Genomic DNA, 12,379 nt, shown 5'->3' on the forward strand with positions numbered 1-12,379 from the left:
GGTCAGCGCGGATCGGCAGGACGCAGCACGTAGCCGATGCCCCTCTTCGTGTGGATCATGGGCTCACCAACGACGTCGATCTTGCGACGCAGATACGAAATGTAGCTCTCGACGATGCCCACCTCGCCAGACCAGTCGTAATCCCACACGTGATCGAGGATCTGCGTTTTCGACACGACGCGGCCCGCATTGAGCATGAGGTAGCGCAGCAGCTTGAATTCGGTCGGGGAGAGGTCGATCGGCGAATCGGCACGCGTAACCTCGTGGGAGTCCTCGTCAAGGCGAAGGTCGCCCACGACGAGCGCGCTTTCGCTCGGCTCGGCCACGCCAACGTGGGTGCGGCGCAACACCGCGCGAATGCGAGCCACAACCTCCTCGAGGCTGAATGGCTTCGTCACGTAGTCATCGCCGCCAACCGTGAGGCCAGCGACCTTATCCTTCGTTTCGTCACGCGCAGTGAGGAAGAGGATCGGGTAGTGATGGCCCTTGTCGCGCAGGCGGCGCGTCACCGTGAAACCGTCGATGTCCGGAAGCATGACGTCCAGAACGATCAGATCGGGTTCGTTCTCGGTCGCCAGCTTGATGGCTTCGGCACCGTTGGAGGCCGCAAATACCTCGAAGCCCGCGAAGCGAAGGCTCGTGGCAAGAAGATCGCGAATGTTCGGTTCATCGTCGACTACGAGAAGGCGTGCCTCGTAGTCCTGCTCCTGCTCCGTGTTCATGGGTCAATGGTGTAACCCGAAGGTGAATTTTTGCTGAATATTCCCTGTGACTTCGGGCGGGTGTGGCGAACCGCTACTTCTGGTTGCGGCGGAGCTTGTGAAGCTCCCAGCGCATCTGAATCATCCGCACCGACCCCGCGAGCGCCATGATGAGCGCCCCCGCGATGGCCGCGAGCAGCATCGCCACGCCGAGCGGAAGGTTGAAGTGCCACGTGAAGTACTCGAACTCGGTGGAGACGTTGTTCTGAATCACGAAGACCAGGAGGAGGATCAGCAAAATCGCGCCGACGATGAGCGCGGCCCACACGACAGCCATGCGCGACTTCGGGGCGGGCTGAGTCCCGTGCGCCTCGGCCTGCTGTTCTTGGGTAGCGGTTGACATCGGCTGCTGATGCGCCTGCCGGGTGGGGCGAGCGGCCGGTTCAACCTTTGCGCTGCGGGTGCTCGGGGTAGTGCGAGGTTCCGACGCCTGCCCGGCTCCATCGAGGCTGGAAGTCTTGGGTGTTGCCTGCGACGAGGGCGCAGCGCCCGCGTTATTCACGCCCGCACCCGCGGGGTTCACGCGCGTGACGCCCTCGGTCGTGCTATCGCGAAAAGAGTCGGAGAAACCGTCGTATTCCTTGGAGTTCATACGTGAAGCCTACCCGCTTCGAGCAAATATTCGGTGACAGGCAACTGACGGAAGAGCGCCGGATCGTGGGCGTGCAAGCGTCGGATCCTCCTCAAGCCGAAAACCGGGCGGCGGCTAGACGCTCCCGCCTCTGAGCTCTCGCGCGTCAAGGATCGTGTAGCCGTAGCCCTGCTCCGCGAGGAACCTTTGCCGGTTCTGCGCAAAATCCTGGTCCTGCGTGTCGCGCGTCACGACCGTATAAAAATGCGCCGCGCGCCCATCCCGCTTCGGCCGCACGATCCGGCCGAGCCGCTGCGCCTCCTCTTGACGCGAGCCGAAAGCGCCGCTCACCTGGATGAGCACGCTCGCCTCTGGAAGATCGAGCGAGAAGTTCGCGACCTTCGAGACGACGAGAAGGTCGATCTCGCCTTCGCGGAACTGCGTAAAAAGCGATTCGCGCTCCTTGAGAGGAGTGTCGCCCGTGACGACTGGAGCTGCCAGGCGTTCGGCAAGCTCGTCGAGCTGGTCGAGATACTGACCGATCACGAGCGTGCCCTCACCTCGGTGTCGCGCAACGAGCTGCTCGACGACGGGGACTTTCTCGGGGCTCGTTGCCGCGAGTCTCTGCCGATCCCTCGGCTCCGCCGAGACGTACACCTTGCGCTCGAAGCTCGACATCGTGACGCGCACCTCCGTCATCTCCGCCGGGGCGATCCAGCCCTGCGCCTCGATGAGCTTCCACGGCGCGTCGTAACGCTTGGGGCCGATGAGCGAGAACACCTCGCCCTCGCGGCCATCCTCGCGTACGAGCGTCGCCGTGAGGCCGAGCCGTCGCCGGGCCTGGAGGTCGGCGGTCATACGAAACACGGGGGCCGGAAGTAGATGAACCTCGTCGTAAATGATGAGGCCCCAATCGCGGGCGCTCACGAGTTCGAGATGGGGATGAATACCGCGGCGCTTTGACGTGAGCACCTGGTACGTCGCAATCGTGACCGGGCGGATCTCCTTCTTGGCGCCGCTGTACTCGCCGATTTCGCCCTCCGTGAGTGACGTGCGCTCGAGAAGCTCGCGGCGCCATTGCCGGGCGGAAACCGTGTTCGTCACGAGCACGAGGCACGTGCGCTCGAGCGCCGCCATCGCGCCCGCTCCTACGGTCGTCTTGCCCGATCCGCACGGGAGCACGACAACGCCGCTGCCACCCTTCGTGAAGTGCTCAACCGCCTCGCGCTGATATGGGCGAAGCTGCCATGTGCTCGGGGAATCCGTGAGTGCAATCGGGTGGCTCTCGCCGTCCACGAAACCCGCGAGATCCTCGACGGGCCACCCCAGTTTGAGGAGCTGCTGCTTGAGCGCGCCGCGCTCACTGGGGTGAGCAGTCACCGTCGTGTCATCGATGCGTTCCCCCACGAGCGGCGCGATGCGCTTTGAGCGCAGAACTTCCGTCAGGATCGTCTGATCCTTCGCGAGGAGCACGAGGCCGTGCGCGGGAGAGTTGTGGAGGCTCAGAACGCCGTAGCGCTCCATCGTGTCGGCGACGTCCACGAGCAGCGCGTTGGGAACGGCAAAACGCGAATGCGTGAGGAGGGCATCGACGACCCATTCCGCATCGAAACCCGCAGCCTTCGCATTCCACAACCCCAGGTTCGTGAGCCGATACGTGTGGACGTGCTCGGGCGATTTCTCGAGCTCAGCGAATGGCGCGATCGACGCGCGTGCTTCTTCTGCCGCCGGGTGGGCAACCTCGAGAAGGATCGATTTATCGGATTGGACGATGAGAGCGCCTGTGCCCGCACTCCCCGCCCTAGACAACGGGGGCCGGGCGCTTGCCCTCGATGCGGTTGATCATCGACATGGAGAAGAGCGACATGAAGGGTAGCACCGCGGGAATAAGAAGCATGCCAATTCCCGTGATGGTGACGACGAAAGCGAGAGCAGAGGTCACGAGCCAGGTGAGGATCACGTGCGCGGGCTTCGCGAGGGCCTTGTTCGCTGCGTCTTTGAAGGCGCTGATCGGTCCCGCGTCGCGCCCCGCTGAGAGATGCGGCGCGAGCGAGAAGAAGAACATGCAGGCCAGCGGGCCTATGAGGGGAATGATGATCGAGATGAACGAGAGGATGACGTAAAGAATGTAGGTGAAGAAGGTCTTCCAGTGGAAGAGCCCATTGCCGATGGTGGGGGTTTGCCCTCGCGCCACGAGGCCAGCCGACCTCGCAGCGCCGCTCATCCACGCGGCGAGCGGAAGCTGGATGAGGATCATGATGGCGTACATGACGAGGATGAAAATGATGATAGCCAGGGCGTCCGTACCGTTACTTTCGCTCGATTCGAAAGCGTTGGCCATGGCCGCGATCGAAGCGAAGTAGCCAACGAAAAACACCGCAAGGATGAAGAGGTAGATGGCTCCCCAAATCACACCGGGAACGACAAGTGCGACCCAGTTCTTTGTGAAGGCCTGCCACGCCCACGAGAACGACTTCGAGATGTCGTTGCCGACGTCGGTGCCGGGGGCGGGGCCATCATAAGCGCCGCCCGGGGCGTATCCCACATTCGGCTGCTGCCCCTGAGGTGAGTACTGGGGTTGTTGGTACTGCTGCTGGTTCGTTGATGGGTTACTGAACGTCCCAGGAGATGGGGTGTACGGATCCGTCATGCTCTTGTTCCTCTGGTCGGCTTATGGCACCCCGATGCTAAGACCGGGACCGTCGGCCCCCATTATTGCGTATCGGGGCTGTACACAGCACAGGCTTTTAGACTGTTCGTGAACGAGCGCCACCTTGCGCCACAGTCCCATATACCGAAGGAGCCGCACGAGCATGGCCAACTTTGATCCCGCCCCCCATTCTGTCGCCGACATCGGCGTGACCGGCATGGCGGTCATGGGCTCGAACCTCGCCCGTAACCTTGCCCGCAACGGATTCAAAGTGGCGATTCACAACCGTTCCGTGGAAAAGACCGAGCGTGTGATTGCTGAGCACGGTCAGGACGGCGAGTTCGTGCCCGCGGAAACCATGGACGAATTCGTCGCCTCGCTTCAGAGGCCCCGCGTCGCGATCATCATGGTCAAGGCCGGCAAGGCCACCGACGCCGTGATCGAAGAGCTCGCGACCCGCATGGACGAGGGCGACATCATCGTGGACTGCGGCAATGCTCTGTTCACCGACACTGTGCGCCGCGAGCAGGAGCTTCGTGCGCGCGGCCTCCACTTCGTCGGCTCGGGTGTCTCCGGCGGCGAAGAAGGCGCCCTCAACGGCCCCTCGATTATGCCCGGCGGGTCGAAGGCAAGCTACGACCGTCTCGGCCCGATGTTCGAGAAGATCTCCGCCCATGTGGACGGCGTCCCGTGCTGCACCCACGTTGGTGAGAACGGCGCCGGCCACTTCGTGAAGATGGTCCACAACGGCATCGAATACGCCGATATGCAGGTCATCGCCGAAGCCTACGACCTCATGAGCAAGGCGCTCGACATGAATGCCCCCGAGATCGGCAAGGTTTTCGAGAAGTGGAACGAGGGCAACCTCAACTCCTTCCTTATCGAGATCACTGCGGCCGTGCTCACCCACACCGACAACGTGACCGGAAAACCGTTCGTCGACATCATCCTCGACCAGGCTGGCCAGAAGGGCACCGGCGCATGGACGTCGAAGACGGCCCTCGACCTCGGCATCCCCGTCACCGGCATCGCCGAAGCGACCTTCGCGCGCTCGACCTCGGGTGGCACGGAGCAGCGGGAGGCCGGACGTGCCGTCCTCAAGGGCGAGACGCAGACGATCAGGATCGACGACGCCGAGCAGTTCATCAGCGACCTCCAGCAGGCGCTGTATGCCGCGAAACTCGTGAGCTACTCCCAGGGCTTCGACGAGATCAAGGCCGGCGCCAAGGAATACGAATGGGACATCAAGCTCGGTGACATGGCGCGCATCTGGCGCGGCGGCTGCATCATTCGCGCGGGCTTCCTCAACCGCATCACCGAGGCCTACGAGCGTAACCCCGAGCTTCCGCTGCTCCTTGCCGATGAGTACTTCACCGCCGAAATTACGAAGTGCATCCCCGCGTGGCGTCGCATCGTCGCGTTTGCGGCAGCCGTCGGAATTCCGGCGCCCGTGTTTTCCTCGACCCTTGCGTACTACGACGCGGTGCGGGCCGAGCGTCTCCCCGCGGCCCTCGTGCAGGCGCAGCGCGACTATTTCGGCGCGCACACCTACCGGCGCGTGGATGCGGAGGGCTCGTACCACGTGGAGTGGACGGGTGACCGCACGGAGACCCGTCAGGACTGACTCTTTCCCCTGAATTGCATAGGGGTTGCGGGGGTTATTCGCCGCAACGAAACCCCCACAACCCCTATGCAATTCACAAAGTAGGGAAGGGCTACGGCAGGAGCACCCGGTGAATCAGCACCGTGAACTCCTCGCCCGATTCCACATCGCGCGCACGCAGCCTCCCGCCCTCGAGCGCGAGCGGCTCGACCCGCAGCACACGCGTGCTGCCGCGGCCGTCAACAATGCCGATCTGAACCTCGCGCTCCTCGGCAATCGCCGCGAGTAAGCGCTGAGGAACGCTAACCTCCTCCAGGCGCCCCGAATCGGCAGCGCGAATGCGCGCGACCGCCTCGGAAGGCTCGACATCGAGGACCTGCTCGCGACCGTCGGCCTCCAGCTCAAGCCCCACGGGCCCACCGCGCACCGAACCGAGTGTGCGCTCATCCACCGCCGCGCCACGACCGCCCGCGGCAAGAGGTGCGAGGCCAGCGGCGCGCGCCGACCCCATCACGAAGCCAGGATCCCCACTCGAGATCACGACGGTCGGGGCGAGTCGCTTGAGGCCGAGCCGGAGCGCCTCGCTCGAATCCATGAGTCGATCCAGGTGTTCCTCCTCGCCCGTGATGAACGAGGTCGCGGGGCCGACGGTGACCTGGCCACGCTTGCGTGCCTCATCCCGCACGAGGTAGGCGAGCACGTCCGGAACCCCCGTGAGCGAAAGCGCCGCGAGCTCTTCCATGAGGGCATCGGCGGAGCCGCCAGCGCTCAGTGCTCGCGCGATCGACTCGCTGGTCACGCGCGCCACAACCCCGGCGCCGCGCGACGTGACCTCGGTCCATTCGAGTACCGCCGCGACCCGCGCAGAGGGCAGGCCGGGCACAGTCACGGTGAGATCCGCGTCAAGCAAGATATGGTCGACGGGTTCGGGAAGCTTCTCGTCGAGCGCAGCTTCGAGAACGTCGAGTGCCGCCACTTCCTCGAGCGAGAGCGATTCGAGGGCCGCGGGCGCGAGGGCACTCGGCACACCGTCGACGACGAGACCGAATGCCTCGGCCTCTCGCGTGAAGGCATACGCCTCCTCGATCAGGGCTGCGCGCTGCACCGTGGGGAACGCCCACGCAAGCGATTCCGCGAGACTCGCCGCGCTCGCTTCCCGCTCGGGGTAGTCCGCGAGGTGGCGCAGCATGTGGCGCCGGCGCACTTTCACGCCTTTTCTTCCGACGCTTGCCGAGAGCGCAGCGCGCGGAGTTTCGCCGGTGCGAGGTTCCCCTTGGGCGAAGCCGTCGAGGCCGACTTCTCCGAAGCGCGTCCCGGCGAGCGCGCCGAGGTAGTTGGAGCGCACGTACGCCGAGCAGAGGTCGGCCCAGCGGCGTGCGGGGGAAGCGTCGGAAAACTCCCCGTACTCGCGCGTGACCTGCCACGTTTCGCCGTCGTTGCCGATGAGCCCGCCGACCCATGCGGCGTGGATGACGCTCGTCCACGTCTCGTGGCTCGTGCCTGCGGCGGCGGCGAGGCGGCGCGCGTCGCGCAGAGGGATACCGCCGCGTTTGAGGACCGACGGTGGATCCGCGTGCCACGTGCTGATCGTGTGCGCGATGCGGCTCGCCTCGAGTGCCGCCTCGATGGCCTGGGCGTCGCGGGCGCCCTCGAAGCGCTCGGGTGCGGCTTCGGGGCCCGGGGTGGGGGCGTGGGCGAAAGTGCGGTGGACGATGCCGTCGCGAAGGGCGAGATGGACGGTGCGTGGGATGAGCAGGCGAGGGCCGTCGGCTCCATTGACGTTCGTGATGAGACGTGCCGACGAGAGCTGCTTCGCGAGTGATGAGGTCGGCGAGCCCGTGAGACGCGCCGGGGCGAAGGCGAGCGAGTGGGCGACTTCGCGAAGTGAATCAGGAAGATCCTCGACGATCGTGCGGGCTTCATCTGGCGACGGGTCGCTCGAGAGGCGAGGGGCGAGGCCAGCGGGGTGGGGGAGGGCCTCGGCGAGGGCGCGCACGGGAACAAGCGAGCGCCCGCTCTCATCCGTAAACACGAGGCCGAGCGTCGCGAGCCGGTACACGTGCGGCGCGATCTGCTCGGTCGAGGTGCTCACGGCTCGTGCGAGCTGTTCCGGGCTCACGGGCCCCGCGTAGGCGGCAAAGACCTCGGCGAGTTGTAGCTCGGGCAGAACGAGACTGCCGAGTGCCCTGTGGACGCTGCCGGGCTGTGTGGCGCGCGCGGCGAGCGGGGCGATGCCAAGCGGGATGGGAGAGGTGAGATCGCGGCGCGCGTTTAACAGCTCGATGAGTCGTGCGTCATCGAACTCTCTCAAGGCGTCGGCAAGAGTGCGGGCCATGCCTTCAGCCTATCCCCTAGGATGGAGGGGCCCTTCGGGCAATGCCCCCATAGCCCAACGGCAGAGGCAGAAGACTTAAAATCTTTTCAGTGTGGGTTCGAGTCCCACTGGGGGTGCGACGTATCCAGGTCCCGTCTTTCGCGCACGCCGCCGTGATATGACGGTTGTATGGGGCCACCAGAGTCGATGGCCCGTGCATGGAGCGACGGCGAAAGGGACGCGAAAAGACATGATGAGCGAAAAGATCGACGAACTTCTACCACGGATTGAAGCGGCGCTTGCACGCGGCGGGCGGTCGATGGATGATCTCCTAATTCTGCTCGCGACCAAGACGCGCACCGCTCAAGAGATTCGCGAGGCCGTGGAGCTCTTCGAGAAGCGAGGCGTCAAGGTGGACGTGGGCGAGAACCGCCAGCAGGAGTTCGCCAAGCATGCCGAGCTCGAGGATCTGCACGAGGCCGGAGTCATGCGCCACTACATCGGCACGATCCAGTCTAATAAGGCACGCGACATTTCGCGCTTTGCGGATCTCGTCCACTCGATCGATCGCGAAAGTGCACTGACGAGCATTGAGAAGCGCGCGGCGAACGACGGGAAAGTGCAGCGAGTCCTCATCCAGGTGAACACCTCGGGCGAGGAGTCGAAGGGTGGCTACGAGCCGGACCTCGGTGTTCTCAGGGAGGTCGCCGAGCGCTGCGCCGAAAGTGACTCGCTCGCGCTCGAGGGCCTCATGACAATCGGCACGAACACGGACGACGAGGTGGAGATTCGTCGCTCGCTTCGCCAGTTGAGGGAGCTTCGCGACGGTCTCGGCATCGAGGCTGTCAAGGAGCTGTCGATGGGCATGAGTAACGATCTTGAGATCGCGATCGAGGAAGGCGCCACTATTGTTCGCGTCGGCTCGGCAGTGTTCGGCCCGAGGGACTATTCTCACTAGTGCATCCGGGCCCGAGGGCGCGCAGCGGATCGGCCCACCCGTCATCTCCCGCGAAGGACTCTCGTGCGCCCCACTTCCTACGACACCCTGACGCCATTTCAGCGTGCATTCGCCCTGTTCGCGATCGCGATCGGCGGGTTCGGTATCGGCTCGAGCGAGTTCGTGTCGATGGGCATCCTGCCTGACATCGCTCACTCGCTGCTTCCCGAGCAAATGGCCGTGAATCCCGAGCACGCCATCGCACAGGCCGGCTGGGCGGTGAGCGCGTACGCCTTCGGCGTTGTCGTGGGTGCCCCCACGGTGTCGCTTCTCGGCGTGAAGATCGCCCGGCCAAAACTCATCATGCTGCTCGCGCTCGGGCTGCTTGTGGGGTCGGTGCTGTCGGCGTCGATGCCCGTCTTCGGCCTGCTTATTCCAGCGCGGTTCCTTGCGGGCCTTCCGCACGGCGCCTTCTTTGGCGTAGCGGCGCTTCTCGCCGCCGACGTCATGGGACCGGGTAACCAGGGCAAGGGCATTGCGCTTGCCCTGATGGGGCTCACGGTCGCCAACCTGCTTGGCGTCCCGCTGCTCACGGCCTTCGGCCAGCAGCTCGGGTGGCGAACCGCGTACTGGATCGTGGCGGGCGTGTTTGCCTTGTCGATCCTCTTGCTGTTCCTCGCGATCCCGCCGCAGGAAGCTCCAAAGGGGCGCAGCGTCAAAGACGAACTCGGGGCGTTTAAGCAGCCACGCATGTGGATGGTCCTCGTGATCGAATGCGTGGGCTTCACGAGCTTCTTCGCGATGTACGGATACATCGCCGATGTCACGGTGAGCGTTGCCGGTATCGACAAGCTGCTCATCCCCGTGATCCTCGCGCTCGCGGGTGCGGGTATGACGCTCGGCAATTGGATCGCGGGGCACCTCACGGACTGGTCCTACCGCGCGAGTCTGTTCATCGTGTTCCCGATCTTTATTCTGATGTTCATACTGCTCATTGCGCTGCGAGAAAACCCAGTGGGCTTCGGCGTGGGTGTGTTCCTCGTGAGTGCGACGAGCTCGATCACGAGCCCGCTCATGCAGGCGTGGCTCATGACGAACGCCGGCAAGTCCGTCACCCTCGCGGCCGCCTCACACCACGGCGCATTCAATGTCGCGAACTCCCTCGGCGTCATGTTCGGTGGATTCATTCTGAGCGCCGGCTTCGGGTTTTCCGCGGTGCTCTACCTCGCGGGCGGCCTCGCCCTGTTCGGCATGGTTGTGACGTTCGCGGGTCTGTGGATCGATCGCGATGGCGTGCATGACATCAACGCCCTCAATGACGAGAGCGAAGATACGACGTTCGGCGTGAGCATTCTGCGGACGCAAACGGGAGAGATGGTGGCGATTGCGGCAGGTGCGGCGGGTGAGAGCGTCGCGCTCGAGGCCGACGATGCCTATCTCGAATCGCATCACCGCGCGGAATAGCGCGTCCCTGAAAGTCGTTGGATTAACCGTAACTAGACTGTGGGCACGTAGCGATGCCCTCGAGAAAAGGACACCCTGTGGCGCGAAACAACGCAATCTTGAACAACAGCCCCGCTTTCCGTAATTCCGGCGGCTATGCTCCCGCACCGGAGTACAACCAGGCCCCGGGCACCCAGCAGCAGTGGGGCCAGCCTCAGCAGCAGGCGCCGGGCTACCAGGCTCCCCAATCCCAGCAGGGCGGCTACAGCCCGGCCGATCTTGAAGCCATGTACAACCGCCCGGCCGCAACCGGCTTTGACACGGGCCGCATGACGTGGCGCAACACCATGAATGCGATCACGGCGACCTTCGGCGTGATCATCGCCGTCGCGTTCGTGATCATGATGCTCCCGACTGTCACGGCGCTCGTGATGGGAACGGAGGAAGGCCGCCAGATCGGCTTCGCTTTCGCGTCGATCGCCGCGATCGTTGGCGCTATCGGAAGCTTCGTGACCGTTCTCGTGAACGCGTTCAAGAAGACGCCGAGCATGTGGGTCACCCTCGCCTACGCCGTGTTTGAGGGCCTGCTCCTCGGTGGCATCAGCCTGTTCTTCGAGACGGTCTACCCGGGCATCGTGCTCCAGGCCGTGATTGGCACTCTCGCCGTCGCCGGCTCGATCACCGTTCTTTTCCGCATGGGGAAGCTGCGTACGAGCCCGAAGCTCACGAAGATGTTCCTCATCGCCTTCGGTGCCTACTTCGTGTTCACGCTCGTGAACCTCGTGCTCGTCCTCCTCGGCGTGACTAACCTCCGCACGGGCATGCTCGGCGTCGTGATCGGCTTGGTGGCCGTGGCGCTCGCGAGCTACAGCCTCGTGATGGATCTCGAGGTGATCCGCAACGGTGTCGATAGCGGCGCCCCCAAGGCCTATGCCTGGACGGCGGCCCTTGGCCTCGCCGTGACCGTGGTGTGGATGTACACGGAGATCCTCCGCATCCTCGCGATCTTGCGCGACAACTAACCACGCACAGCAAGAAACGGCCCGGGCCCCGTGAGGGGCTCGGGCCGGCGTCATTTTCGGGGAGTTGCGGGTCCGACGCTTACTCGGTGACCTTGAGGGTGGCGATAGCCTCTTCGAGGCCCTTCACGTGTTCGGGGTGGTCGGCGGCAACGTCGGAGACGAGTGCGCTTGGCCCCTTGGGAGTCTCGACGACGATCGCGGTGACGATCGAGGCGTTTGTGGTGCGCAGCCGTATCCCCTTCGACTTCGGGTCGAAACCGTAGGTTGCCTGGACGATCCACGCGGGCTTTCCGTCGACGGTCGTCGATTTGCTCGTGTAGTTCGTGATCTTCGGGTTGTCGCCGAATTGCTCGACAACGTTGAAGTGCGTGGCGTAGCACTGGAACATGGCGATGGCCATCTGCTCGGTGCCGGGGTAGGGGCCCTCGACATCGTCTTGCCACTCGATGCGGCCCACGGTGACGACGCTGTACCAAAACGACTCGACTTGCTTCGAATAGGCGCCCGTGTCGTAGAGGTACGGCACGTTTTCGTTCTGGTACCACTCCGAGTCCCAGTTCTTGGGAACCGTGTATTCGAGGCCGCCGCCCTTGATTGTGTTCCCGCTCTGGGTGCGCGATACCGTCGGCTTCGAGGACATGAGGCACTGTGTTGTGGGGGCCTGTGTGAAGATTTCGGGTGGCGGCTCGTTCGGGGCGGCTGGCGTGGGCTGCTCTTCCTTGTTGTTGGGGTCGCCCTGAGTGTTGACGCCGACGGTCGAGCCTTCTTTGGCGATGGGTTCTTTCTCGATGCTTCGCATTGCGACTTGCGAGACGAAAAGGCCCAGGGCGGCAATGAGCGCGATACCGCCAATGACGATGCCGATGACCACTTTGCGTGAGCTGCTTTCCTCACTGCTGTCGCCTACCTGGGCGTTGAGGGCCCCGCTAGGATCGTCTGCCCACCCGGAAGCACCGCTTGCCCCGGAGCCGTCGGACCTTCCGCCGCCCGTGCCAGCCGAGCCCGTCGAGAAGTCGGGTAGGCGAGGCTCGTGCGGGCTCTCTTGGCCCGGGTCGCTCTGATCGGGTGTGCTCACGCG

Annotated in this window: 10 protein-coding genes and 1 tRNA gene; 5 read left to right on the top strand and 6 right to left on the bottom strand. The window is 64.3% G+C overall.

Features of this window, described 5'->3' with window-relative positions:
- Nucleotides 1–2: 2 nt before the first annotated feature.
- The 4 genes from FXY94_RS04480 to FXY94_RS04495 all read right to left on the bottom strand — a co-directional run bounded on the left by FXY94_RS04480 (nt 3) and on the right by FXY94_RS04495 (nt 3,982).
- A complete protein-coding gene (locus FXY94_RS04480) occupies nt 3–722 on the bottom strand; it encodes a response regulator transcription factor (protein ID WP_016663830.1) in 720 nt (239 codons plus the stop codon).
- 73 nt (nt 723–795) lie between these two features.
- Nucleotides 796–1,353: a LapA family protein gene (locus FXY94_RS10985; RefSeq protein ID WP_016663831.1), complete on the bottom strand. Its 558-nt coding sequence runs from the start codon at nt 1,351–1,353 to the stop codon at nt 796–798.
- Between the two features lie 114 nt (nt 1,354–1,467).
- Nucleotides 1,468–3,141 carry a DNA repair helicase XPB gene (locus tag FXY94_RS04490; protein ID WP_016663832.1) on the bottom strand — a complete coding sequence of 558 codons (1,674 nt, stop codon included), beginning with the start codon at nt 3,139–3,141 and terminating at the stop codon, nt 1,468–1,470.
- Entirely contained in the window at nt 3,134–3,982 is an 849-nt protein-coding gene (locus FXY94_RS04495; protein ID WP_016663833.1) for a hypothetical protein, read from the bottom strand. The genes FXY94_RS04490 and FXY94_RS04495 overlap by 8 nt, the downstream gene beginning before the upstream one ends.
- Nucleotides 3,983–4,145: 163 nt before the next feature.
- On the opposite strand from FXY94_RS04495, the gene gndA reads away from it, so the two are divergent.
- Nucleotides 4,146–5,606, top strand: a complete 1,461-nt coding sequence (gndA, locus tag FXY94_RS04500) for an NADP-dependent phosphogluconate dehydrogenase (protein ID WP_016663834.1) — start codon at nt 4,146–4,148, stop codon at nt 5,604–5,606.
- 91 nt (nt 5,607–5,697) lie between these two features.
- On the opposite strand, the gene FXY94_RS04505 is transcribed toward gndA, so the two are convergent.
- Entirely contained in the window at nt 5,698–7,920 is a 2,223-nt protein-coding gene (locus FXY94_RS04505) for a helicase-associated domain-containing protein (protein ID WP_016663835.1), read from the bottom strand.
- Nucleotides 7,921–7,963: 43 nt separating this feature from the next.
- On the opposite strand from FXY94_RS04505, the gene FXY94_RS04510 reads away from it, so the two are divergent.
- The 4 genes from FXY94_RS04510 to FXY94_RS04525 all read left to right on the top strand — a co-directional run bounded on the left by FXY94_RS04510 (nt 7,964) and on the right by FXY94_RS04525 (nt 11,301).
- A tRNA-Leu gene (locus tag FXY94_RS04510) sits at nt 7,964–8,036 on the top strand.
- Nucleotides 8,037–8,149: 113 nt separating this feature from the next.
- A complete protein-coding gene (locus FXY94_RS04515; protein WP_016663836.1) occupies nt 8,150–8,857 on the top strand; it encodes a YggS family pyridoxal phosphate-dependent enzyme in 708 nt (235 codons plus the stop codon).
- Nucleotides 8,858–8,920: 63 nt separating this feature from the next.
- A complete protein-coding gene (locus tag FXY94_RS04520) occupies nt 8,921–10,300 on the top strand; it encodes an MFS transporter (protein WP_016663837.1) in 1,380 nt (459 codons plus the stop codon).
- Nucleotides 10,301–10,377: 77 nt separating this feature from the next.
- Nucleotides 10,378–11,301 (top strand): Bax inhibitor-1/YccA family protein, encoded by a 924-nt coding sequence (locus tag FXY94_RS04525; RefSeq protein ID WP_016663838.1) that lies wholly within the window; start codon nt 10,378–10,380, stop codon nt 11,299–11,301.
- A gap of 79 nt (nt 11,302–11,380) precedes the next feature.
- Here the strand turns inward: FXY94_RS04525 and FXY94_RS04530 are convergent, their stop codons facing one another.
- Nucleotides 11,381–12,376 carry a hypothetical protein gene (locus FXY94_RS04530; protein ID WP_016663839.1) on the bottom strand — a complete coding sequence of 332 codons (996 nt, stop codon included), beginning with the start codon at nt 12,374–12,376 and terminating at the stop codon, nt 11,381–11,383.
- Nucleotides 12,377–12,379: the final 3 nt, after the last annotated feature.

Origin of the sequence: Dermabacter jinjuensis (assembly GCF_902381725.1) — a bacterium.
GTDB classification, from domain to species: domain Bacteria; phylum Actinomycetota; class Actinomycetes; order Actinomycetales; family Dermabacteraceae; genus Dermabacter; species Dermabacter hominis.

Coding starts and splice junctions, on each gene's coding strand:
- FXY94_RS04480 (WP_016663830.1), bottom strand. CDS start 722: ATGAACACGGAGCAGGAGCAGGACTACGAGGCACGCCTTCTCGTAGTC.
- FXY94_RS10985 (WP_016663831.1), bottom strand. CDS start 1,353: ATGAACTCCAAGGAATACGACGGTTTCTCCGACTCTTTTCGCGATAGC.
- FXY94_RS04495 (WP_016663833.1), bottom strand. CDS start 3,982: ATGACGGATCCGTACACCCCATCTCCTGGGACGTTCAGTAACCCATCA.
- gndA (WP_016663834.1), top strand. CDS start 4,146: ATGGCCAACTTTGATCCCGCCCCCCATTCTGTCGCCGACATCGGCGTG.
- FXY94_RS04505 (WP_016663835.1), bottom strand. CDS start 7,920: ATGGCCCGCACTCTTGCCGACGCCTTGAGAGAGTTCGATGACGCACGA.
- FXY94_RS04515 (WP_016663836.1), top strand. CDS start 8,150: ATGATGAGCGAAAAGATCGACGAACTTCTACCACGGATTGAAGCGGCG.